We start from the raw sequence: 23,676 nt of genomic DNA on the forward strand, positions 1-23,676 counted from the left end.
TGGACGAGTTTCTTTGTGAGTGGGCCAAATGGCAAAAATCAAATCGCGACAGACAGTCGGTGTGACGCTCGAGGAGCATGAGCGCAGCCTGAAATTGATCGACGGCACCAATGAGCCGGTGCTGGCGCTCCATCGCATCTATCCGACGGGGCATCGCACTCCGCCCCATAACCATAGTCGCGTGCAGATATGGTGCGCGCGCCGGGGGGTGGTGCTGGTCAGCACGGCGGATGGGCGCTGGATGATACCGCCGGGTCACGGGCTGCTCATTCCCGCCGGTCTGCAACATGAGGCCGAAGTCATCTCCAATGTCGAGATGCACTCCATCTACGTCCATCCCGATCTCTTCCAGGCAACGTCTCCAAGGGTCGTGGAAATAACAGATCTCGCCTCGAGCCTCATTTCCGAGTTGCTGGCCGAGGAACATCAGCCAGCTGCTTTTCACCGGCAGGGTCTCGTGCGCGCACTTTTGCTGGATGAAGTGAACCGCCTGCCGGAACGCCCTTTGGGTTTGCCATTTCCGGACAATCAGCGGCTGGCAGCGCTTTGCCGGGATTTCCTCAACAGGCCCGTGGCGCGGGTGGAGATCGATGACTGGGCGGCGGCCATGGGTATCAGCCGCCGGTCCTTTACGCGTCTGTTTCGCAAGGAACTGGGGGTGAGCTTCGCCACATGGCGTCAGCAGGCCTGCATCTTCGCCTCCCTGCCGCGGCTGGCGGCGGGGGAGGCCGTGACGAACGTGGCGCTGGATGCCGGTTATGAAAACATCCCCGCTTTTACAACGATGTTCCGGCGAATGCTGGGCAGCTCGCCCCGGGCTTATCGCCAGGCGGCGCGGCAGCGCAGCGCCGCTTTTCCCGATTTTGAAGAGATGGGTGGCTAAGGGTTGGGGTGCTCACTCAACCTCATCCCTGTGACGAGCACAGGAATGAGGAGGGTACCCTAAGCCGCCGCCGCCCGCATGTCGCGGCGGAAATCGGAAGGCGACATGCCTGATATCTGGCGGAACGCCTTGTTGAATGCGCTGACCGAGCCAAAACCGCTTTCCATGGCGATTTGCAGGATATTGTCCTTGCCCGTCATCAGCATGGCCTGCGCGCGCGAAAGACGGAGCAGGGTCAGATATTTGATCAGCGTCATGCCGGTGGATTTGCGGAACAGGTTCATCGCATATTTCGGGTGAAGCGCGGCGGCGCGGGCGATGTCGGTTGCGTCGATATCGTCGAGGAAATTGGCGGCAATGAAATCGCACATGCGTACCACGCCGATGGAGGGCGCCATGCCCTCATCATTCTCTCTGCGTTTGCCGCTGGCGGCGGAAGATACGACGGCGTATGGCTCGAGGAACATCCGCTCGACCCTGAGCAGCAATTCTTCCACCGCGTGCTGGGCTTTCGCCGGGTCGCCGGAGGTGACATAGCGAAACCAGCGGCCGAAATTTTCGGCGTCTGCCTTGTCCGTCTCAGCACTCACCATCGTCGCACCGCCCATCAGCAGGCTGGAAACGGTAGCGGGCAGGCGCATGCGGAAAAAGTGCACGAGCGGAAGATGCGCGCCGGCGTAAAACGAATCGTCGGAAGAGTGGTCCATCTGGTGCGGCTGGCCACCCCAGAAGATGCACATCTGGCCGGAATTAAGCGTAAGGTCATGATCGCCCATGTGATAATGCACCGATCCCGCCATCACGTAATTCACCTCCACCTGAGCGTGCCAGTGTGGCCTGAGCATGATGGGCGGGTGATTGTGAAAAAGCTGAAGGGTTGTCGGCATGCCTTCGATGCTGCTTGCACCCGGCTGGTAGAAGGCTCTTTCAGCAATCTTACTTTCCGCCAAATCGATGTTCCCTTTTTACGAGACAGATTTCCTGCCGCCGGTAATGTGCCCATGTTCGCTGAAGAACGGCAATTGAAAAAGGGAGGTTTTCAATGTGCTTGAAATTTCTTGGCGCGTCTACGGCCATGCTGCTTCTTGCAGCCCCGGCTTTCGCGCAAACCGAGACCGTCACCATCTGGAGCTGGAATGTCGCGGCGTCCGCGCTGAAATCCACGGTAGAGGGCTTCAACAAGCAGAATCCGGATATCAAGATCGTCGTCGAAGACCTTGGAAACAATCAGGTTTTTGACAAGACGCTGGCCGCCTGCGCCGCCGGGGGCGATGGTCTTCCTGATATCGTCACCATTGAAAATTTCGAAGCGGAACTGTTCTGGAGCCGTTTCCCAGACTGTTTCACCAATCTGACCGAGCTTGGCTATACGCCTGAGAAACAGGCGCTTTTTCCTGATTTCAAGCGCACGGAACTGGAGGTTGACGGTGTCGCCTATGCGGTTCCGTGGGACTCCGGCCCGGTAGCGGTTTTCTATCGCCGCGACTTCTATGAAAAGGCGGGCGTCGATCCGGCCACCATCAAGAGCTGGGATGATTTCATCGCCGCCGGCAAGAAGGTCATGGCTGCCAATCCCGGAACGGTCATGGCGCAGGCCGACTTCAACGGCGATAGCGAATGGTTCCGCATGATCGCCAATGAGCAGGGATGCGGTTACTTTTCGACCGATGGCCAGAACATTACCATCAACCAGCCCGCCTGTGTCGCGACCCTTGAAAAGGTCAAGGAAATGAAGGACGCCGGCATCATCACGGCGGCGATCTGGGATGAAAAGATCCAGGCCAATACCGCCGGCAAGGCGGCAAGCCAGATGTATGGCGCCTGGTACGAGGGCACGATCCGCTCCGGCTCGCCCGATCTCGCGGGCAAATGGGGCGTCTATCTGATGCCGAGCCTCACGCCTGACGGTCCGCATGCGGCCAATCTCGGCGGGTCTTCGCTGGCGATCAGTTCGACGTCCGAGCACAAGGAAGCCGCATGGAAATACATCGATTACGCGCTGACCACGAATGAGGGCCAGGTGACGATGCTGAAATCCTTCGGCCTCGTTCCCTCGCTGCTATCAGCCATCGACGATCCCTTCGTGAAGGAGAAGCACCCCTATTGGGGCGGGCAGGCGGTCTGGACCGATATTCTCGCCACGCTGCCGAAGATCGTTCCAAGCCGCGGCACGGCATTCCAGTCCGATGCGGATGCGATCTACAAGGCGACGCAGACGAAATATTTCGCAGGTGGCTATCCCGATGCGAAGGCTGCGCTCGATGATGCGGCAAAGCAGATCGAAACGGCCACGGGGCTGCCTGTCGCGCAGTAAGCCGGCGGCCCGGACCGAGCGGGTGCCACGGGCTTCTTCTCCCCGATGGGGAGAAGTCCGCGGCAGCGGGATGAGGGGGCAACGTTGGTGATAGATCGCGAGCTAACCCCCTCATCCGACCCTTCGGGCCACCTTCTCCCCCTTGGGGAGAAGAAATAGGCCGCACCGCCTTGCAATGGTCTCGCCCTCGAAATCGGGCAGGCCTTCAAGCTTTTCCATTTATCCGGCCCTTGTCCGGCATCTGGAGGTCGTCATGCCGTCTAGGAACAGGATCGCTTATGCGTTCCTTGCGCCCTATCTCCTGATTTTCGCCACCTTCTGGGTCTGGCCGATCATCAGCTCGTTCATGCTGTCGTTCCAGAATACCCGCATTAACCCGTGGCGGTTTGCACCGTCCATGAACTGGGGGCGGCTCGTCTCCGATCCGGCATTTTATAACGCGCTCTACAATACGCTGATCATTCTGGTCATTCAGGTGCCGGTCATGATCGCGCTCGCCACCGTCATGGCGGTGCTCCTGAATTCGCCGCTGCTGAAAGCGCGGCCGCTCTATCGTTTTGCCTTCTTCGCGCCTGTCGTTGTCGGCGAGGTGGCCTATGCGGCGGTGTTCCGGCTGATGTTCAGCGCCGATTTTGGCATCATCAACAAGCTCATCACGTCAGTCGGCCTTGCGCCCATCTCGTGGTTCGACAATGCCAATGCGGCCATGGCGCTGGTCATCATCGCGGTGACCTGGCGCTGGGCGGGGTATAACGCCATCATCATTCTCGCCGGTCTGCAATCGATCCCCGGCGATGTCTATGAGGCCGCGACGCTGGACAAGGTGAGCAAGCGCCAGCAGTTCTTTTACATCACCCTGCCGTTGCTTAAACCCATCATCCTGTTCTGCGTTGTCCTGTCGGTCATCGGCACCATGCAGCTGTTTGCCGAACCCTTCCTCATTACCAACAGGGGCGGGCCGGGCGGCGGCACGGAGACGCTGGGGCTGTTCCTTTATCGCCAGGGCTTCACTTCGCTTAATTTCGGTTATGCCTCTGCCATTGCCTACACCATGGCGGCGCTCGCCATCGCCATTTCACTCCTCAATCTCTGGGTCGGGAGGGAGCCGAAATGAGATCGAAATCGAGATCGCTTTTCTGGCAGAAGATCGCGCTGCACGCGGTGCTTACGCCGCTTGCCGTCATCTGGCTGTTTCCGCTGTGGATGATGTTCGTATTCTCGACCATGCCGGATTACGGTATCTTCAGCCCGGATATTATTCTGGCACCCTCCACAAACTTCGTCGAGAATTTCAACAACCTGCAGGCTGATACTGATTTCCTGCGGGCCATGTTCATCTCGATAACCGTTGCCGTCATCTATACGGTGCTTTCTGTCATGCTGACCTCAATGGCGGGCTGGGCGCTGGCGCGGTATCGTTTCGCCGGGCGCAGGGTGGTGATCGCCATCATTCTCGGCACCATCACCCTGCCGTTTGCAGTCGTCGTCATTCCGCAATTCATCATGGTGGCGCGGGAATTCAAGCTCGCCAATACCTGGGTGGCGCTGATCGTGCCGCCGCTCTTCAACTCGCTCGGCGTGCTGTTCATGCGGCAATCCTTCTCGATGATGCCGACGGAGCTTTTCGATGCCGCGCGGGTGGAAGGCGTCAAGGAATGGCAGATTTTTCTGCGCATTGCTTTGCCCTTGGCGCGTCCCACAATGGCGGCACTCTCCATCATTCTCTTCCTGGCCTCGTGGAACAACTACCTCTGGCCGCTTCTCATCAATTCCCGCCCAGGAATGATGACCGCACCCGTGGCACTTGGCACCCTTATCGGGCTCACCAAGGTGTCATGGGGCGGCATCATGGCCGGCGCGGTGCTGCTGACCGCACCCATTCTCGTGGTTTTCGTGGTCCTGCAGCGTCACTTCATCGCCGGCATTTCAGCCGGGGCAGTCAAGTAAGGGGAGGCCGCATGGCGGAACTTTCGCTCAAAAACGTGGTCAAGCGATACGGTGCGCTGGAGGTGATCCATGGCGCCAATCTTGAGGTGAAAGACGGGGAATTCGTCGTTTTTGTCGGCCCGTCCGGCTGCGGAAAATCCACGCTTCTCAGAATGATCGCCGGGCTGGAGGATATTTCCGGTGGCGATATCGTGATTGGCGGCAATACGGTCAGTGATGCTGATCCGGCCGATCGTGGCATTGCCATGGTGTTCCAGTCCTATGCACTTTATCCGCATATGACGGTGGCCGAAAACCTCTCCTTCGGCCTCAGAATGAACGGCAACCCAAAGGCCGATACGGAAAAGCGGGTCAACCGCGCCGCCGAAATCCTGCAGATCAATGAACTGATGGATCGCCGGCCGAAACAGCTTTCCGGCGGCCAGCGGCAGCGTGTGGCCATCGGCCGAGCCATTGTGCGCGAGCCGCAGGTCTTCCTGTTCGACGAGCCTCTGTCCAACCTCGATGCGGAACTGCGGGTGCAGATGCGCGTCGAAATTTCGCGCCTGCACAAGCAACTCGGCACCACGATGATCTATGTGACGCATGACCAGACCGAGGCGATGACGCTGGCCGACAAGATCGTGGTCCTGCGGGCGGGCAATATCGAACAGGTGGGTGCGCCGCTCGATCTTTACGATGATCCCGCCAACCGCTTTGTCGCCGGCTTTGTCGGCTCGCCGAAGATGAACTTTCTCGACGCCACTGTCATCGGCGGCGGCGCCGACAGCGTCACGCTCGCCCTCGACAGCGATCCTGCGGTGCGGCTGACTTTGCCGATTAAAGAGCGCGTCAACGAGGGCGCCAGGGTCTCGCTCGGCATCCGGCCGGAGCATTTTGCCGATGCGGGCGGGGGCGATGCCGATCTCACCGTGCATGTCGATGTCGCCGAGCATCTCGGCAATACCAGCTATGTCTATGCCCGAACCGAAGGCGGCGAGCAGCTCATCATCGAGCGGCCGGAATCGCGTGATGTCGGCAATCGCGACCGGCTGACGGTCGGCCTTTCCGCCCGCCGGGCTTTCCTTTTCGACAGCAAGGGCGAACGCCTGCGCTGAACCCTTTCCCAAGCACCCAAGACCGATACGAAAGACGAGGATTTCATGACCACCGAACAACCGATCCGCTGGGGCATCATCGGCCCGGGCACCATCGCCAGAACCTTTGCTGACGGTATCGCCCATTCCCGCACCGGCAGGCTTGAGGCCATCGCCACGCGCAATCCGGACAAGCCCGGCCTTGCCGAAGCTTTTGCCGGCGCGCGCATTGTGAAGGGTTACGATGCGCTGCTTGCCGATCCCGATATCGACGCGGTCTATATCGCCACGCCCCATACGGGCCATGCCGAGTGGGCAATCAAGGCAATCCGGGCGGGCAAAAACGTGCTGGTGGAAAAGCCGATCGCGATTTCCGCTTATGACGCCGACGCCATTTTCCATGAGGCGAAAAAGGCCGGCGTTTTTGCCGGTGAAGCCTATATGTATCGCCTGCATCCGCAGACGGCGAAATTGCTGGAACTGGTGAAAGCCCGCGCGGTGGGCGATATCCGCATCATCCGCTCCAGCTTCGGTTTCAACATGGGCTCGTTCCGGGCCGATCACCGGCTGTTCGCCAATGAAACCGCCGGCGGCGGCATTCTCGATGTCGGCGGTTATCCGGTTTCCATGGTGCGGATGATCGCAGGCGCAGTGGATGGAAAGCCTTTTGCGGAGCCCGAAAAAGTGGCAGGTGCTGCCCTTCTCGGCCAGTCGGGCGTTGATGAATGGGCCTCGGCCGTGCTGAAATTCCCAAACGGCATCGTCGCCGAAGTCTCGTGCTCGATCATGGCGGCGCAGGACAATGTGCTGCGCATCATCGGTTCGGACGGCCGGATCGAGGTCAGGGATTTCTGGTTTGCCGCCGGCCACAAGGGCGGCACCGGGCGGATCGATATCATCAGGGGCGACAAGGTCGAAACCATCGAGCTGCCGGAGGATCGCTGGCTTTATTCCTTCGAGGTCGATGCGGCGGGCGAAGCAATTCGCCAGGGTAAAAAGGAATTCGATGCACCCGGCATGGCCTGGGCGGACAGCCTCGGCAACCTGCGCGTCATGGACCAGTGGCGGGCTTCCGTCGGGCTGGAATACAGCGTCGAAAAGGCGACGTCGCGCATCGCCAATATAGCCGGTGGTAAGGTTGTATCCGGAAATACGGTCCCGAAGCGGCAGATACCGGGCCTTGCCAAGCCCGCTTCGGTAGTCGCGCTCGGCTTCGAGTTTTTCCCCAATTTCGCCTCCGCATCCCTGACGCTCGATGCGTTTTACGAGACCGGCGGCAATCTCTTCGATACGGCCTATGTCTATGGCGGCGGCAAAACGGAGGCGATTTTCGGCGACTGGCACACCAGCCGCAACGTGCCGCGCGAAGAGATCGTGCTGATCGGCAAGGGTGCGCATTCGCCGCTCTGCTATCCCGATATGATCGCCAAACAGCTAGATCAGTCGCTGGAGCGTCTGAAGACGGATTACGTCGATGTTTATTTCATGCATCGCGATAATCTCGACATCCCGGTGGGCGAGTTCGTTGATGCCATGGATGCCGAGGTTCGGCGCGGGCGCATTCGCGGCATTTTCGGTGGCTCGAATTGGACGCGCGAACGCATGGATGAGGCCGCGGCTTACGCGCAGAAGAACGGCAAACAGGCCCCCGGCGCGCTTTCCAACAATTTCTCGCTTGCCGAAATGCTCGATCCCATCTGGGCAGGCTGCGTGGCGGCATCGGATGACGAATGGAAAGAATGGCTCAAATCCCGACAAATCCCCAATTTCGCCTGGTCCAGCCAGGGGCGCGGTTTCTTCACCGAGCGGGCAGGGCGGGACAAGCATGACGATGAGGAAATCGTCCGCGTCTGGTATTCCGACCGCAATTTCGTCCGTCGCGATCGGGCGATCGAGCTTGCGCAGAAACTCGGGCGCCACCCAATCCATATCGCTCTCGCTTATGTCATCGCCCAGCCTTTCCCGGTCATCCCGCTGATCGGGCCGCGCACGATTGCGGAGCTGGAGGATAGTCTTTCGGCGCTGGATATTGCGCTGACGGACGAGCAGGTGAAGTGGCTGGAGGCGTAAGAGTGGATGGAGGCTGCGGATTTATCTGCCGCCTCTTTCGGATAGGGCAAGCTGTTGCGGCATATTTCTTCTCCCCGCCGGGGAGAAGGTGGCCTGAAGGGTCGGATGAGGGGGGCCAGCTCTCCGGATATCTCTACCATTGCCCCCTCATCCCGCTGCCGCGGACTTCTCGACGGCGGGGAGAAGAAACAAGGGGCATCCGCTCGCTCCCACTGACGAATCTCGGGGTTGAGACATCATCTTCCACCTTCTTTCCTCTCCCGGTGACTGCTAAAGCGTAGGTTCACAAACCTGCCGCCAAACAATCACCGGAGTTCCCATGAGCGATATCGACCGAGGCCGCGCCCATCAGCTGATGCGGGAGGCGGAGATTGATGCGCTGGTACTGTTCCAGCCTGAGGCCTTTCGTTATGCGGTTGGTGCGCCTGCCGGTGTTGCGACCATGTGGGGCAAAGCGGGTTCCGCAATTGCGCTGGTGCCTGCCGATGCCGGGGCAGGGCTGGCCGCCGTCGTCAGTGATCATGCCGCGCCGATCATCAGGAGGGCGGCACCTGATATCGATCTGCGCTGCCATCGCATCTGGATCGATTTGGTCGATCTTTCGGGTGTGGAAACCATTGCGCAGGTGGATGATGACTATCGCCGCAACAATTCTGGCGGGGCGCGGCCAGAGACATTTGATCGTACCGCCTGCTTCGGCCTGCTCTCCGATCTGCTGCGGGAGCGCGGACTGTCCGCGGCGCGCATCGGTGCCGACCTTGAATTCATGCCCGCCGCCGATTTTTTCGCCCTGCGTCAGGCGCTGCCCGAGGTGAACTGGGTTGATGGTTCGACGGTGCTGAAACGTCTGAGGGCGGTGAAATCCCAACGCGAGATCAAACTTCTCAGGCAGGCGTCAGCCGCAGCCGAGGCGGGGCTGGTCGAGATGGCAGCCGCCGTCCGACCGGGGGCGGCCCTTGGTCAACTCTCCGCCGCCTGGAAATCCGGCGCGCAGGCATATGCCGCGAAATCCGGTTTTTCGTTGAGCGGGCATTGGGACTTCATTTCGGTCGGCCCGGCTTTGTCGGATATGACGGCAGCGGTCGCGCCGGGTGCGCTGATCAAGGCCGATGTGGGCACGCTGGTGGACGGTTATTCTTCGGATGGCGCGCGGACTTTTTCATGGGGGCCGGTTTCGCCTTTGGCGGGCGATATCTTCAAGGCTCTGGAAGCGGCCTTCGCCCGCGGACTGGACGCGCTCCGCCCGGGCAATACATTCGGTGCAGTGCACGCCGCCATGCTGGCCTCGATGCGCAAGGACGGCTTCGGTGAATATTATCGCGGCCACTTCGGCCACTCCGTTGGTGGCAGCGTGGGTATCGAGGAATGGCCGTTCTTTTCCCACGACAATCCGGAAGTCATCCTTCCCGGCATGGTCGTTGCGCTCGAAGCGCCGTTTTATGGGGAAGGCGTGGGTGCGTTGATGATCGAGGACCAGTTCCTCGTCACCGCATCTGGCGCAGAGTGCATGAACAGCCTGCCACGCACCCTACGGGATTTATCTGCGGACTGATCGCCGGATCAGAGGAAATCGTCGCGGCGCGGCGTGAAGCAGTCGATCAGTTCGCCCTCTTCCAGACACAGGCAGCCATGCTCGATATGGCCGGGAATGACGAGGCTATCGCCCTTCTTGAGGTCGTAGGCCTCGCCATCACGGTAAAAGCGGAAGCAGCCGCTGGCGACATAGGTCGATTGTACATGCGGATGGCTGTGCAGCTTGCCTTCCGCGCCGGTCTTGAAACGGAACGATACCACCATCAGTTCAGGCGCTTCGGAAAGCACGGTGCGTTCTACGCCATCGTCGGGCGAAACAGTGGGGAAGGTCGGAAGCTGCTGCATATCTTTCTCCTCAGTCAATGCGGTTCAGGCGGCAATCTCAGCGCGGTGCGCGCAACATCGCGCGGTATCGCATCTGGCTGCTTTTCAGGTGGTTGCGCATGGCGCTTCGCGCCGCCTCCTCGTCGCCGTCCTGTATCGCGATCAGTATCGCCTCGTGCTCTCCCACCAGACGGCTGAGATCAGCGGGCGAAAGCACGGTCTCGGAGCCGTTTTCGGCCACGGCGCGGCGGGGAATGACGGTCGGGCCAAGCACCTGCAGAAACTCGCTGAAGCGGGGATTGTTGGTCGCTTCGGCAACGGCCAGATGGAAGGCGAAATCGGCCTCGGCCGTCGGGCTGCCCTTGGCGGCACTGGCGCGGAAGGCGTCGAAGGCCTCGATGATCTTTTCTTCCTGCGCCGGCGAACGGCGGATCGCAGCAAGGCCCGCGGCATCGCCTTCCACCGCAGTGCGCAGTTCCAGCATTTCGATCAGCGAGGAGACGCGGGCCAGATCGACATTATGGAAAGGCCGCCGTTCGACCGGGGCGGGCTCCAGTACGAAGACACCGGCGCCCTGACGCGGTTCGACGAGACCGTCTGAGCGCAGGGAAGCAATCGCCTCGCGCACAACGGTTCGGCTCACGCCGAATTCCTGTGTCATCTGCGCTTCCGATGGCAGGCGGTCGCCAGTCTTGTAACGGCCCTTGGCGATCTGGCTGCGGAGTTCCTCCGAAACCTTCACCACAAGCGTTTTGGCCTGTGGCGCTGCCGGTTCGGAGGTCGTCGTTCTTGTCATCTTCGTCGCCGTTCTAAAAATATCGGTTGCGTCTACCGTTCCTCGATACGTTATTCGCGGCCCGGCTTGCAATCCCACCGCCTGCCGGGAACGTTCCCTGCCGCATTTCACGTCGCCTTGAAGATCGGGTTGTCGACGAAAACACCGCCCTGAAACCGCACCATGGCATCGCCGGGGTCGGGTTTCGGCGTTGTCTCGGCAATGTGCCGCCGGAAGGCCTCCGCATTGTCTTTGGGTTTCCATCCGAGAAAACCGAGATGCGAATTGTCCCACCAGCCGGCGTCATTGGCAGACGCGCCCCATACAACGGGGCAGCCGAGGATCGGTGCGCGAAATACCGCTTCGATCAGCGATACGAAATCGTCGTGCGAGAACCAGGTGGACAACATGCGATAATTGGTGGGTTCCGGGGTGCAGGAGCCGATGCGCACAAGCGCCGTCTCCTGCCCGAACTTCTCGAAATACATGCGTGCCAGGTTTTCGCCAAAACACTTGGAGACGCCGTAAAGCCCGTCCGGTCGGAAGGGGGCGTCGGGGCCAAGACGCTCCGTCTGGGGATAATAACCGATCGTGTGGTTGGAACTGGCAAAAACGATCCGCGGCTGTCCATGGGCGTGGGCGGCTTCATAGAGATTATAAAGCCCGATGATGTTGCCTTGAACGATTTGTTCGAACGGCTTTTCCACCGATATGCCGCCAAGGTGGATAATCCCGTCGCAACCGGCGACCATGGCATCCACGGCATTTGCGTCCGCCAGGTCGCACTGCACGCATTCCTCGTTCGGGCCTGCCGGGTCTAGCGGAGCAAGATCGGCGAGGCGCAATATCTCGGCCACCGGTGCGAGGCGTTCGCGCATGACGCGGCCGAGCTGACCTGCCGCACCGGTAACAAGAAGCCGTTTCATCGCAATTCTCCATCAGCATTATACGTCATCGACGCAGTCAGATATGGCAGCGCCTCTTGACCTTGTCATACAGATCGTACAAAAAGCGGATAACATATATTATGTGCCATATGCAACAATCATGAAGGATGAGTTTGATGCTGACCGTCGAAACAAGGCAGGCCGTGAACCCGGAATATGCAAAAACGCTGGATACCGAAGGTCTCCGCCGGCATTTCCTCGCCAGCGACATGTTCCGTTCCGGTGAAATCAAGCTGATCTACACCCATTACGACCGCTTCGTGATGGGCGGCGCCGTGCCTGACGGAAAGCCGCTGACGCTCGACAAGGTGGAGGAAACCAGGACGCCTTCCTTCCTCGATCGGCGTGAAATGGGCATCGTCAACATCGGTGAGGCGGGCACGGTCAGCGCCGGCGGCGAAACCTACACGCTGAACCGCGGTGACGTGCTTTATCTCGGTGCCGGCAGCGGCGCGGTGACCTTCGACGGCGCCGGGCGATTCTACATCACCTCGTGCCCGGCGCATCGCAGCCTGCCGGCGAAGCTGGTGACGCTGGCGAACAGCAAGGAGGTCAAGCTTGGTGCAACCGAAACCTCCAACAAGCGCACCATCAACCAGTTCATCCATCCGCTGGTCATGGAAAGCTGCCAGCTGGTGCTGGGATATACGACACTGGAGGACGGCTCGGTCTGGAACACCATTCCCTCGCATATTCATGATCGCCGCATGGAGGCCTATCTCTATTTCGGCATGGATGAAAAGTCGCGCGTGCTGCACCTGATGGGCGAGCCGCAGGAGACCCGCCACCTGTTCATTTCAAATGAAGAAGGCGCGATTTCCCCGCCCTGGTCCATTCATTCCGGTGCGGGCATCGGCTCCTACACCTTCATCTGGGCCATGGCCGGCGACAATGTCGACTATACCGACATGGACTTCATTCAGCCGGGAGACCTGAAATGAGGAACCCCTTTTCGCTTCAGGGGCGCAAGGCGCTCGTCACCGGCGCGAATACGGGGCTCGGCCAGGCGATTGCGGTGGGTCTCGCCGCTGCCGGTGCGGACGTCGTCTGCGCCGCCCGTCGTGCGCCGGATGAAACGCTTGCCATCATCGCGAGGGACGGCGGCAAGGCCAGCGCATTGTCTATCGACTTTGCCGATCCGCTGGCGGCAAAAGACAGTTTTGCCGGTGCCGGTTTCGACATTCTCGTCAACAATGCCGGCATCATCCGCCGTGCCGATTCCGTTGAATTTTCCGAGCTGGACTGGGACGAGGTGATGGACGTCAACCTCAAGGCGCTGTTTTTCACCACGCAGGCCTTTGCAAAGGAGCTGCTGGCGAACGGCCGCCCCGGCAAGGTCGTCAATATCGCCTCGCTCCTGTCGTTCCAGGGGGGCATTCGTGTGCCGTCCTATACGGCTGCAAAACATGGCGTCGCCGGTCTCACCAAGCTTCTGGCAAATGAGTGGGCGGCGAAGGGCATCAATGTGAATGCGATTGCGCCGGGTTACATCGAAACCAACAATACAGAGGCGCTGCGCGCGGATGCGGTCCGCAACAGGGCCATTCTCGAGCGCATTCCGGCTGGCCGCTGGGGTCATTCAGACGATATAGCCGGGGCGGCGGTTTTCCTTGCTTCGCCGGCGGCGGATTATGTGCATGGCGCCATTCTCAATGTCGATGGCGGCTGGCTGGCGCGCTGAGCCGCGCCCGCTTGTAAAATTCATCATATAACTTGTATGATGAATTGTTGACAAATATACGGCAAGTCGTTTAGGTGACTTTCAGTCATTGAACTTCAAAGGAATACCAATCATGAACCCTGAACAAATCAAAACGGCTCTCGGCTCCGGCCTTCTGTCTTTCCCGGTCACCCATTTCGATTCCGAGGGCCGTTTCGCTGCCGACAGCTACAGGGCCCATGTCGAATGGCTTGCCGGTTACAAGGCGCCGGTGCTGTTTGCCGCAGGCGGCACCGGCGAGTTCTTTTCGCTGAAGCCGGATGAGATTCCGACGATCGTTTCCGCCGCCAAGGAAGTCGCCGGCGAAACCGCCATCGTTTCCGGCTGCGGTTACGGCACTGAAATTGCGGTTGATATCGCCCGCTCTGTCGAAAAGGTCGGCGCCGATGGCATCCTGCTTCTGCCGCATTACCTCATCGATGCGCCGCAGGAAGGGCTTTACGCCCATATCAAGAAGGTGTGTCAGTCGGTCGGCATCGGTGTCATGGTCTATAACCGTGACAACTCGGTTCTTCAGGCCGATACGCTGGCGCGGCTGTGCGACGAGTGCCCGAACCTTGTCGGCTTCAAGGACGGCACCGGCGATATCGGCCTCGTTCGCCAGATCACCGCCAAGATGGGGGACCGCCTGATGTATCTCGGCGGAATGCCAACCGCGGAACTGTTCGCCGAAGCCTATCTCGGTGCCGGTTTCACGACCTATTCCTCGGCCGTATTCAACTTCGTGCCCGGCCTTGCCAACGAGTTCTACGCAGCGCTGCGCGCCGGCGAGCGTGCCACCTGCGAGCGCATTCTTGTCGATTTCTTCTATCCATTCATGGCGATCCGCAACCGCGCCAAGGGTTATGCCGTCTCCGCCATCAAGGCCGGCGTCCGCCTGCAGGGCTTCGATGCCGGTCCGGTGCGTGCGCCGCTGAAGGACCTGACGAATGAGGAAATCGGCATGCTCGAAGCCCTGATCGGCACGCACAAGCGCAAAGCCTGATCACGGCATAACGGGAGGGGAGCCATGAAAATCACGGCAGTGCGCACGCATCTGCTTGAACACCGGCTGGACACGCCGTTCGAAAGCGCCTCCATGCGTTTCGACCGGCGGGCCCATGTTCTGGTGGAAATCGAATGCGACGACGGGACCGTCGGCTGGGGCGAATGCCTCGGCCCGGCGCGGCCGAACGCCGCCGTGGTCCAGGCCTATTCCGGCTGGCTCATCGGCCAGGACCCTCGCCAGACCGAAAAGATCTGGGCCGTGCTTTATAATGCCCTGCGCGATCAGGGCCAGCGCGGCCTCAGTCTTACGGCCCTGTCCGGCATCGATATCGCGTTGTGGGACATCAAGGGCAAGCATTACGGTGCTTCCATCTCGATGCTGCTCGGCGGGCGCTGGCGCGAGAGCGTGCGCGCCTATGCCACTGGCAGCTTCAAGCGTGATGGTGTCGACCGCGTTTCAGACAATGCGTCCGAAATGGCGGAGCGCCGCGCTGACGGCTTCCACGCCTGCAAGATCAAGATCGGCTTCGGCATCGAGGAGGACCTCAGGGTCATAGCCGCGGTTCGAGAGGCGATCGGGCCTGACATGCGGCTGATGATCGATGCCAATCACGGTTATACGGTCACCGAAGCCGTCACGCTTGGCAACCGCGCCGCCGACTATGGCATCGACTGGTTTGAGGAGCCGGTGGTTCCCGAACAGCTCGATGCCTATCAGCGTGTACGGGCAGGGCAGCCGATCCCGGTTGCGGGCGGCGAGACCTGGCACGGGCGTCACGGCATGTGGCAGGCGCTTTCCGCCGGTGCCGTGGATATTCTCCAGCCCGATCTCTGCGGATGCGGCGGTTTTTCAGAAACGCAGAAGATTGCCACGCTTGCCACGCTGCACGGCGTGCGCATCGTGCCGCATGTCTGGGGCACCGGCGTACAGATCGCCGCCGCGCTGCAATTCATGGCGGCGATGACGCCTGATCCGGTGCGGGTCAATCCCATCGAACCGATCATGGAATTTGACCGCACCCATAATCCGTTCCGTCAGGCGGTTCTCAGTGAACCTCTCGAAGCGGTGAACGGTATCGTCGCCATTCCCGATGGTCCCGGTCTCGGCATCGAGATCAACCGGGATGCACTCGTTGAATTCAGGATGCCAGACCCATGAGTGAACTCGTCAGAAAGCTGAGCGGCACCGCGCCGAGACCCGCTTTCCCGAAAGGCGCGGTCGATACGCAGATGCACATGTATCTGCCCGGATATCCCGCCTTGCCGGGTGGCCCCGGCCTTCCGCCGGGCGCCCTGCCGGGACCGGAGGATTATCGTCGCCTCATGCAATGGCTCGGCATAGACCGGGTCATCATCACGCAGGGCAATGCCCATCAGCGAGACAATGACAATACGCTGACCTGTGTTGCCGAGATGGGCGAGGCGGCGCGCGCGGTCGTCATCATCGATGCCACCACGAGCGAAAAGGACATGGAGAAGCTTGCCGCCGCGGGTGCGGTCGGCGCGCGTATCATGGATTTGCCGGGTGGCGCTGTGAACCTTTCCGAACTGGAAGCGGTGGACGAGCGGGCGCATGCGGCCGACTGGATGGTGGCGGTGCAGTTCGACGGAAACGGTCTTCTCGACCATCTGCCGCGTCTTCAGAAAATCCGCTCGCGCTGGGTGTTCGATCATCACGGCAAGTTCTTCAAGGGCATCAAAACCGATGGGCCGGAAATGGCGGCGCTTCTGAAACTCATCGACGGCGGCAATCTGTGGTTCAAATTCGCCGGCGTTTATGAAAGCTCCCGCGAAAGCTGGCCCTACGAGGATGTCGCCGCCTTTTCGCGGGTGATAGCCGCCCATGCGCCTGAACGTATCGTGTGGGGCACCAACTGGCCCCATAATTCTGTATGCGAGACGGCCGCCTATCCTGATGATGCCCGTCTTGCAGAACTGACGCTCGGCTGGCTGCCGGATGAGGCGGCGCGCCGTCGGGCGCTGGTCGAAAACCCCGAAGAGCTGTTCAAGCTGTCGCCGGTCAAGGCGGCCTAATTTGATCCGGGATGGTTGGGGAAGGGAGGCCCCATCATCCTTTTCACATGAAAGGTCTTTGCATGCCGGCCCGGATGGGCGTGAAAAATCGGCCCGACAAGCCTTGGAGGGGCTGGGCCGTTTCAACAATGGAGGAGGAAAGCATGAAAAAGATTGCAAGCATGATGTGCGTCGCGATGGGGATCGCGCTGTCAGGCGTTTCCGCCATGGCGCAGGAAATCACCCTGCGTTCGGCCGATATTCATCCGGACGGTTATCCCACGGTCGAAGCCGTGAAATATATGGGCGAGCTTCTGGCCGAGCGGACCAATGGCCGTATCAAGATACAGGTCATGAACAATTCCGTTCTTGGCGGTGAAAAGGACACCATCGAGCAGACCCGCTTCGGCGTCATCGACATGAACCGCGTCAATGCCGCGCCTTTCAACAATCTGGTCAAGGAAACCACCGTTCTTGGTCTGCCTTTCCTGTTCCGCTCGACGGAGCACATGCACAATACGGTCGACGGTCCGATTGGTGATGAGGTTCTGGCTGCTTTCGAACCGCACGGTCTCGTCGGTCTCGCCTTTTACGATTCCGGCGCCCGATCCTTCTACACCACCAAAAAGCCCATCGAAAAGCTGGCGGATCTGAAGGGGCTCAAAATCCGTGTCCAGCAGTCGGACCTGTGGATTTCGATGATGCAGGCCTTCGGCGCCAACCCGACGCCGATGCCGATGGGCGAGGTCTATTCCTCACTTGAAACCGGTGTCGTCGACGGTGCCGAAAACAACTGGCCATCCTACGAATCCGCCCGTCATTATGAGGTGGCAAAGAACTATTCTCTGACCGAACATTCTCTGAACCCGGAAATCCTCGTCATTTCGAAGATCTCCTGGGACAAGCTCTCCCCGGAAGACCAGAAGCTGCTGCGCCAGGCGGCCAAGGATTCGGTCGGCAAGATGCGCGAACTGTGGAGCGCCCGCGAAAAGGCATCGGAAGAAAAGGTCCGGGCCGGCGGGGTCAATGTCATCAAGGTCAACAAGGAGGAATTCGCCGCCGCGATGGGTCCGGTCTACGACAAGTTCGTCACCGATCCGAAGATGAAGGACCTTCTGGAACGGGTGAAAGCGGTCAAGTAACGCGTGGGAAACCGGCCTTGGAAACAGGGCCGGTTTTCTTTTGTCGCCGTTGATGCGGGAGGAACAGACAATGCGACACTTCATGCGGGCCATCCGCCCTTTTCTCGGCGCGCTCAGCCACGCGTCGCTTTATATTGCCGGTATCGGCATGATCGCCATGACGCTTATCGTCGGCTGGCAGGTCTTTGCGCGGTACATTCTCAACGATTCACCCAGCTGGTCTGAGCCGCTGTCGCTGCATCTCATGTCGTGGTTCATCATGCTTGGCGCCGCCGTCGGCGTGCGCGAGAGCGTGCATCTGGGGCTCGATATTCTGCGCTACATGATGCCGCCGCGCGTGCAGAAGGGCATGGACCTGACAAGCCTTGCGCTCATCTTCTTCTTCGGCGTCGGCATGGCCTGGTACGGCACGTCGCTTTCCATGGGCACCTGGACGGCTACGATCCCCGTTCTGGGCTGGCCGGGCGGAACGGATTTCTTCCCGCTGATCGGCGGCGGTTTCCTCATCGCGCTGTTTTCCGCCGAACGTTTTGTCGATCTTGCCATCGGCGAGGACATCGCGGCTGACGTGATCGTGCAGGAGGCCGCATAAATGGCTTACACCATTCTCTTCGGTGTCTTCACCCTTTTGATGCTGATCGGCACGCCGATCGCATTCTGCCTCGGCATCGCTTCCTTCGCCACGGTTCTTTATCTCGGCCTGCCGCCCATCGTGGTGTTCCAGCAGATGAATTCCGGCATGAATGTCTTCGCGATGATGGCAATACCGTTCTTCATCTTCGCCGGCGACCTGATGGTGCGCGGCGGCATCGCCCACCGCCTCATCCGGTTTGCCGCCGGTCTTGTCGGGCATCTGCGCGGCGGCCTCGGACAGGTCAATATTGTGGCCTCGACGCTGTTCGGCGGCATTTCCGGCTCGGCCGTCGCCGATGCTTCCGCCGTGGGCGGGCTGATGATCCCGCAAATGGCCAAGCGCGGCTATGACAGGGACTATGCCGTCAATGTCACGGTCAATGCCGCCATCATCGCACTGATGATCCCGCCCTCGCACAACATGATCCTCTATTCCATCGCGGCGGGGGGCAATGTCTCTGTGGCCGATCTCTTCACCGCCGGTATCATTCCGGGCCTGTTGCTTGCAGCAGCGCTGATGGTGACGGCCTATATCGTCGCCCGGCGCAAGGGCTATCCGTCCGAGCCTTTCCCCGGTTTCTCGAAGCTGATGTATTATCTGCTGGCGTCTTTCCCCGGCATCCTGCTGATAGGCATCATCTTCGGCGGCGTGCGTTCGGGCATCTTCACCGCGACGGAGAGTTCCTGCATCGCCGTGCTCTATGCCTTCCTCGTCGCCATGCTGGTCTATCGCGAACTCAACTGGGACGGCTTCGTGGAAGCGGTGATGGGTGCTGTCCGCACCACGGCCATGGTGCTGCTGGTCATCGGCACGGCGGCGTCCTTCGGCTGGCTGATGGCCTTTCTGCAGGTGCAGACGTTGATGATTGCCGCAATCAGCGCGATTTCGGACAACCCGATCATCGTGCTGCTTGTCATCAACATCATCCTGCTGCTGCTCGGCACCTTCATGGACATGGCGCCGATGGTCATCATTTCCACGCCGGTGCTTCTGCCTGTCGTAAAGGCCTTCGGCATCGACCCCGTGCATTTCGGCGTGGTGATGATCCTGAACGCCGGCATCGGTCTCAATACGCCGCCGGTCGGAACGGTGCTCTTCGTCGGCTGCGCGGTTGGCGGCATATCGATACGGGAGGCGATGCGGACGATCTGGCCGTTCTTCGGCGCCAGCATCGCCGTGCTGCTTGCTGTCACCTATATTCCGTCACTATCCCTGTGGTTGCCGTCACTGTTCCGGTAATTCCAGCGCTTTCAAACGAGGAGGCCCCGTTATGCCGGGGCCTTTTCCGTTTCGTCGGCAAGCAGCCTTTGCTGCTCATGCTCGTCAAATGCCATCAGGTTGCCGTGCCGGCTGCGGCGTATCCGGTTCATATGGTCACGCGGGCTTAATCCCAATGTCCGCTTGAACATGCGCGAGAAATAATAGGGGTCGCCATAACCCACCTCGGCCGCCGCTGCCGAGACCGAAAGTCCGGCCTCGAGAAAATGCATGGCGCGTTCCATGCGTTTGAACTCCTGATATTTGCGCGGCGTCCGTCCCACCCGCTTCTGGAATTCCCGCAGGAAATAATCGCGATTATAGGGCGCCGCATCGGTGGCCCGCCCGGCAATGTCGGGGTCCAACGGATTGGCGGAAATCATCGTGATCGCCTTCATCACCGCAAGGTCGAGGCCTTCCGTACCCTCCGGCTGAAAACTCGGGCGGTCGACCCAACCCAGAAACGCGTCATCGATGAAGGCGATCAGAAGCACCATGAAGAGATGATGTTGACCCAGAGTGACGGAGGAAGGAGGCGCGCTCTGCCGGTAGTGGCGCACCAGCGGCTCCAGAAGCGACCAGCGGCTTAGCCGCAGTTTCGGTTTCAGGTCCATCTGCGCGATCAGGTTGTGGCGGCCGTAAATATCGAGCGTGAAATGCTGCGCCACGCCGCGATAGGTGACTGCCTGCTCGTTCCACCCGACAAAGCGTTGCCCTCGGAAAATAAGCATGGCGTCACCGGGCTCCAGTACCCTTGCTTCGCCATCAACGAGATAGTGCCCGCGCCCCTCCAGGCAGATGATGAGATCGTCCACCGGATTGGATTTGTCGATCTGCCAGGTGCGCGAATGCTCCATTTTGATCGTCGCGCGCGTCAGGTTGAGGTTGAGCGCCGCAGGCGGAACGGATGACAGAATGCCACCTTCGATTTCGTCCATCTTTTTCCTCGTCTTTGTTAATTCACCTTGGCGCTGAAATTTGGTTTTGTCACCGCATAAATTGCTTTTACGCGCCGTATCAATGAGGGAGGAGATCGGTCGCGGCGAGGAAATACGCTTTATTGCGCCCGCCGCTGGCCGTTCCGGGAGAATCACTTGTACGAAATTGTATTCTGTCAGTCGCGTTCCGCCGGGACGCGGGGAGGAGCATCATGAAATCTCAGCGCTTCCTGGGGCTGGGATATCTGACGCCTTACATCATCGGGCTTTTGGTCTTCACGGCCATTCCGTTTCTTGGCTCGCTCTATCTCAGTTTCACCCGTTACGACTTGATGAGCGATCCCAGCTGGGCAGGGCTTGCCAATTACGAGCGGCTGTTCACCCGCGACCGCACCTTCATGAAATCCCTGAACGTCACCCTGTTCTACGTGTTTCTGACGGTGCCGCTGAAGCTTGCCTTTGCGCTGTTCATCGCGGCAATACTCAATTACAAGCTGCAATTCATCAACTTTTTCCGCACCGCCTTTTACGTGCCGTCCATCCTCGGCGGCTCGATCGCGATTGCGGTTCTGTGGCGCTATATCTTCGCCAGCGAAGGCCTTGCCAATATGGCGCTTGCCGCCGTGGGACTGTCGCCGGTGGACTGGTTCGGAGATCCGGGCAATGCGCTTTTCACCATCACGCTGCTGCGCTGCTGGCAGTTCGGTTCGGCCATGGTGATCTTCCTTGCGGCCCTGCAATCCATCGACAAATCGCTTTACGAAGCGGCCGCCATCGATGGTGCCGGCAAGGTGAGGACCTTCTTCTTCATCACCCTGCCGCTTCTGACGCCGGTGATCTTTTTCAACCTCATCATGCAGATGGTGCAGGCATTCCAGGAGTTCAACGGCCCTTACATCATCACCCAGGGCGGGCCGCTGAAGTCCACCTATCTCCTGCCTCTTTATATCTACGACGAGGCCTTCAAGAAGTTCAACATGGGCTATGCCTCTGCAATCGCCTGGGTGCTCTTCACCATCATCACCGTGCTGACCCTCGTGGCCTTCTGGTCCTCGAAGAAGTGGGTCTATTACGCCGGCGACAAGCGGAACTGATGCCATGACCGATATCGCAACCCTAAACGACATGCAGGCGGCCCGCCGGGCGCGGCTCAGGCTGCTTTCCACCTCGGTCCGCTACGTGCTTCTCTTCGCGGTCGGACTCGTCATGCTCTACCCGCTGATCTGGCTGGTGGGCGCAAGCTTCAAGACCAATTCGGAAATCTTCTCCGGTGCCGGTTTCATCCCGGAAAACCCGACGCTGGATGGCTATATCCGCGGCTGGGAAACCTCGACGCCCTACACCTTCGGCCGGTTCTTCTGGAACTCGTTCCTGATCATCCTGCCGAAGGTCATCGGCACGGCGATTTCCTGCACCATGGCGGCCTATGCCTTCGCCCGCTTCGATTTTCCGCTGAAGAAGATCCTGTTCGGCTCGGTCATCGCCATTCTGCTGCTGCCCAATGTCGTCACCCGCATTCCGCAATATATCCTGTTTCGGGATCTCGGCTGGCTGGACAGTTTCCTGCCGCTCTGGGTGCCCTCGGCTTTCGCCGGTGATGCCTTCTTTGTCTTCATGCTGGTACAGTTCCTGCGCTCGCTGCCCTCGGACATGGAAGAGGCCGCCCGGGTGGACGGCGCCAACAGCCTGCAGACACTGGTCTACATCGTCGTACCGATGCTGGCGCCGGCGCTGATCTCGGTCTGCCTGTTCCAGTTCATGTGGACGATGAACGACTTTCTCGGGCCGCTGATCTACCTGTCCTCGGTCGACAAATATCCGGTGAGCCTGGCGCTCAAACTCTCCATCGACACCACCGAAGCCTTTGAATGGAACCGCATCCTGGCGATGTCGGTGCTGACGATCGCGCCTGCGCTGATCGTGTTCTTCGCGGCGCAACGGTATTTCATTGAAGGGATCTCGTCTGGCGGGGTCAAGGGCTGAAAATGGCAAGCGTTCAACTTAAAAATCTCGAAAAAGTCTATGGCGGCAGCTTCAAGGCGGTGCACGGCATCAATCTCGACGTCGAGGATGGCGAGTTCATGGTGTTCGTCGGCCCTTCGGGCTGCGCCAAATCCACGACGCTGCGCATGGTGGCGGGGCTGGAGGAAATCACCGGTGGTGAAATCCTGATCGGCGATCAGCGCGTCAACGACCTGCCGCCCGGCAAGCGCTCCATTGCCATGGTGTTCCAGAACTATGCGCTTTATCCGCATATGAAGGTGCGCGGCAATCTCGCCTTCGGCCTGAAGATCGCCGGTGTCGCCAAGCCGGAGATCGAGAAGGCCATCGACAATGTCGCGCGCATCCTGGAGATCGAGCCGCTGCTCGACCGTCTGCCGAAGCAGCTTTCCGGCGGGCAGGCGCAGCGTGTGGCGCTCGGCCGTGCGCTCATCAAGAAACCGGGTGTGTTTTTGTTTGACGAGCCGCTGTCCAATCTCGACGCCAAGCTGCGTGCTTCCATGCGGGTTCGCATTACCGATCTGCACCGGCAGTTGAAAGCGGAAGGCCTGTCATCGACTGTTATCTACGTCACCCATGACCAGACGGAGGCCATGACCATGGGTGACCGCATCTGCGTCATGCAGGCAGGTCGCATCATGCAGGTCGCGACGCCGAAGGAGCTTTACAACCATCCCGCCAATCTCTTCGTCGCCGGCTTCATAGGCACGCCGGAAATGAACCTCGTGGATGTGGCAATCGAGGGTACTGAATTCGTGATCGCCGGTCAGCGCCTGCCGATCGGCGCGCATCTGGAACAGCGACTATCGGCGAGACCCACGGACGCCGTCATCGGCATCCGTCCGCAGCATTTTTCATTGGCGGAGGCGACCGATGGTCCGGCGCTGCAGGCGAAACTCACCAATGCGGAATTCATGGGCCACGAGGTCTATCTGCACGCCGATCTCGGCGGCCAGAAGGTCGTCAGCGTCGTCGGCGCGGCGGAATTCGAGGTGCTCGGCCGCGATGGTCTTCTGCGCCTGAAGCCGGACCCGGAGAAGCTGCATATTTTCGACAAGGCCGATGGGCGCAACGTTTCGCTGTGAGGAGCGGACGGGCGTGCCTGATTTTTCGAG

Annotated in this window: 23 protein-coding genes; 18 read left to right on the top strand and 5 right to left on the bottom strand. The window is 60.0% G+C overall.

The annotated features are described in order from the left end of the window. The first annotated feature begins 28 nt into the window (after positions 1 to 28). Positions 29 to 883, top strand: a complete 855-nt coding sequence (locus FHW77_RS03850) for an AraC family transcriptional regulator (protein ID WP_004445008.1) — start codon at positions 29 to 31, stop codon at positions 881 to 883. A gap of 59 nt (positions 884 to 942) precedes the next feature. Here FHW77_RS03850 and FHW77_RS03855 read toward each other — a convergent pair whose 3' ends face one another. Then, positions 943 to 1,833: a helix-turn-helix domain-containing protein gene (locus tag FHW77_RS03855; RefSeq protein ID WP_004445006.1), complete on the bottom strand. Its 891-nt coding sequence runs from the start codon at positions 1,831 to 1,833 to the stop codon at positions 943 to 945. Positions 1,834 to 1,925: 92 nt separating this feature from the next. Here FHW77_RS03855 and FHW77_RS03860 point away from each other — a divergent pair, with 92 nt between their 5' ends. The 6 genes from FHW77_RS03860 to FHW77_RS03885 all read left to right on the top strand — a co-directional run bounded on the left by FHW77_RS03860 (position 1,926) and on the right by FHW77_RS03885 (position 9,842). Further along, positions 1,926 to 3,197 carry an ABC transporter substrate-binding protein gene (locus FHW77_RS03860; protein WP_111813589.1) on the top strand — a complete coding sequence of 424 codons (1,272 nt, stop codon included), beginning with the start codon at positions 1,926 to 1,928 and terminating at the stop codon, positions 3,195 to 3,197. A 253-nt stretch (positions 3,198 to 3,450) separates the two neighbouring features. Next, entirely contained in the window at positions 3,451 to 4,311 is an 861-nt protein-coding gene (locus tag FHW77_RS03865; protein ID WP_004445001.1) for a carbohydrate ABC transporter permease, read from the top strand. Further along, the gene (locus tag FHW77_RS03870) at positions 4,308 to 5,144 is read left to right on the top strand and encodes a carbohydrate ABC transporter permease (protein WP_004444999.1); all 837 of its coding nucleotides are present in this window, start codon (positions 4,308 to 4,310) and stop codon (positions 5,142 to 5,144) included. The genes FHW77_RS03865 and FHW77_RS03870 overlap by 4 nt, the downstream gene beginning before the upstream one ends. 11 nt (positions 5,145 to 5,155) lie before the next feature. Further along, positions 5,156 to 6,241 (top strand): ABC transporter ATP-binding protein, encoded by a 1,086-nt coding sequence (locus tag FHW77_RS03875; protein WP_004444997.1) that lies wholly within the window; start codon positions 5,156 to 5,158, stop codon positions 6,239 to 6,241. 45 nt (positions 6,242 to 6,286) lie between these two features. Next, the gene (locus FHW77_RS03880) at positions 6,287 to 8,290 is read left to right on the top strand and encodes an aldo/keto reductase (protein ID WP_004444995.1); all 2,004 of its coding nucleotides are present in this window, start codon (positions 6,287 to 6,289) and stop codon (positions 8,288 to 8,290) included. A 319-nt stretch (positions 8,291 to 8,609) separates the two neighbouring features. Continuing rightward, a complete protein-coding gene (locus FHW77_RS03885) occupies positions 8,610 to 9,842 on the top strand; it encodes a M24 family metallopeptidase (protein WP_111813591.1) in 1,233 nt (410 codons plus the stop codon). A gap of 8 nt (positions 9,843 to 9,850) precedes the next feature. On the opposite strand, the gene FHW77_RS03890 is transcribed toward FHW77_RS03885, so the two are convergent. From FHW77_RS03890 to FHW77_RS03900, 3 genes are all read right to left on the bottom strand, one after another. Continuing rightward, positions 9,851 to 10,168 carry a cupin domain-containing protein gene (locus FHW77_RS03890; protein ID WP_004444991.1) on the bottom strand — a complete coding sequence of 106 codons (318 nt, stop codon included), beginning with the start codon at positions 10,166 to 10,168 and terminating at the stop codon, positions 9,851 to 9,853. Between the two features lie 37 nt (positions 10,169 to 10,205). Then, positions 10,206 to 10,943 carry a FadR/GntR family transcriptional regulator gene (locus tag FHW77_RS03895; protein WP_004444990.1) on the bottom strand — a complete coding sequence of 246 codons (738 nt, stop codon included), beginning with the start codon at positions 10,941 to 10,943 and terminating at the stop codon, positions 10,206 to 10,208. A 107-nt stretch (positions 10,944 to 11,050) separates the two neighbouring features. Next, on the bottom strand, positions 11,051 to 11,848 hold the full coding sequence (locus tag FHW77_RS03900) for an NAD-dependent epimerase/dehydratase family protein (protein WP_004444989.1): 798 nt from the start codon (positions 11,846 to 11,848) through the stop codon (positions 11,051 to 11,053). A 137-nt stretch (positions 11,849 to 11,985) separates the two neighbouring features. On the opposite strand from FHW77_RS03900, the gene kduI reads away from it, so the two are divergent. The 8 genes from kduI (at position 11,986) to FHW77_RS03940 (ending at position 19,604) form a co-directional block, all read left to right on the top strand. Next, a complete protein-coding gene (gene kduI / locus FHW77_RS03905; protein WP_004444988.1) occupies positions 11,986 to 12,810 on the top strand; it encodes a 5-dehydro-4-deoxy-D-glucuronate isomerase in 825 nt (274 codons plus the stop codon). Then, a complete protein-coding gene (gene kduD, locus FHW77_RS03910) occupies positions 12,807 to 13,550 on the top strand; it encodes a 2-dehydro-3-deoxy-D-gluconate 5-dehydrogenase KduD (protein WP_004444987.1) in 744 nt (247 codons plus the stop codon). Before kduI ends, kduD begins: the two co-directional genes overlap by 4 nt. Positions 13,551 to 13,662: 112 nt before the next feature. Continuing rightward, on the top strand, positions 13,663 to 14,574 hold the full coding sequence (kdgD, locus tag FHW77_RS03915) for a 5-dehydro-4-deoxyglucarate dehydratase (protein ID WP_004444985.1): 912 nt from the start codon (positions 13,663 to 13,665) through the stop codon (positions 14,572 to 14,574). A gap of 24 nt (positions 14,575 to 14,598) precedes the next feature. Further along, complete coding sequence (locus FHW77_RS03920) at positions 14,599 to 15,735, top strand: D-galactarolactone cycloisomerase (RefSeq protein WP_004444983.1); 1,137 nt, start codon at positions 14,599 to 14,601, stop codon at positions 15,733 to 15,735. Beyond that, positions 15,732 to 16,610, top strand: a complete 879-nt coding sequence (locus tag FHW77_RS03925) for a D-galactarolactone isomerase (RefSeq protein WP_004444982.1) — start codon at positions 15,732 to 15,734, stop codon at positions 16,608 to 16,610. The genes FHW77_RS03920 and FHW77_RS03925 overlap by 4 nt, the downstream gene beginning before the upstream one ends. Positions 16,611 to 16,753: 143 nt before the next feature. Then, complete coding sequence (locus FHW77_RS03930) at positions 16,754 to 17,731, top strand: TRAP transporter substrate-binding protein (RefSeq protein WP_004444981.1); 978 nt, start codon at positions 16,754 to 16,756, stop codon at positions 17,729 to 17,731. A 70-nt stretch (positions 17,732 to 17,801) separates the two neighbouring features. Continuing rightward, positions 17,802 to 18,323, top strand: coding sequence for a TRAP transporter small permease (locus tag FHW77_RS03935; protein WP_111813593.1), 522 nt, complete (start codon positions 17,802 to 17,804; stop codon positions 18,321 to 18,323). Then, on the top strand, positions 18,324 to 19,604 hold the full coding sequence (locus tag FHW77_RS03940) for a TRAP transporter large permease (RefSeq protein ID WP_004444979.1): 1,281 nt from the start codon (positions 18,324 to 18,326) through the stop codon (positions 19,602 to 19,604). Positions 19,605 to 19,633: 29 nt separating this feature from the next. Here FHW77_RS03940 and FHW77_RS03945 read toward each other — a convergent pair whose 3' ends face one another. Further along, positions 19,634 to 20,560: a helix-turn-helix domain-containing protein gene (locus FHW77_RS03945; protein ID WP_004444978.1), complete on the bottom strand. Its 927-nt coding sequence runs from the start codon at positions 20,558 to 20,560 to the stop codon at positions 19,634 to 19,636. Positions 20,561 to 20,772: 212 nt separating this feature from the next. Here FHW77_RS03945 and FHW77_RS03950 point away from each other — a divergent pair, with 212 nt between their 5' ends. Genes FHW77_RS03950 through FHW77_RS03960 form a run of 3 tightly spaced genes read left to right on the top strand, consistent with a single transcriptional unit; the run spans position 20,773 to position 23,646 of the window. Further along, positions 20,773 to 21,654: a carbohydrate ABC transporter permease gene (locus tag FHW77_RS03950; protein WP_004444977.1), complete on the top strand. Its 882-nt coding sequence runs from the start codon at positions 20,773 to 20,775 to the stop codon at positions 21,652 to 21,654. 4 nt (positions 21,655 to 21,658) lie between these two features. After that, a complete protein-coding gene (locus FHW77_RS03955; protein WP_004444975.1) occupies positions 21,659 to 22,543 on the top strand; it encodes a carbohydrate ABC transporter permease in 885 nt (294 codons plus the stop codon). 2 nt (positions 22,544 to 22,545) lie between these two features. Beyond that, positions 22,546 to 23,646 carry an ABC transporter ATP-binding protein gene (locus FHW77_RS03960; RefSeq protein ID WP_004444973.1) on the top strand — a complete coding sequence of 367 codons (1,101 nt, stop codon included), beginning with the start codon at positions 22,546 to 22,548 and terminating at the stop codon, positions 23,644 to 23,646. Positions 23,647 to 23,676 lie beyond the last annotated feature (30 nt).

This window comes from Agrobacterium sp. RC10-4-1, from assembly GCF_014138475.1.
GTDB classification, from domain to species: Bacteria; Pseudomonadota; Alphaproteobacteria; order Rhizobiales; family Rhizobiaceae; genus Agrobacterium; species Agrobacterium pusense.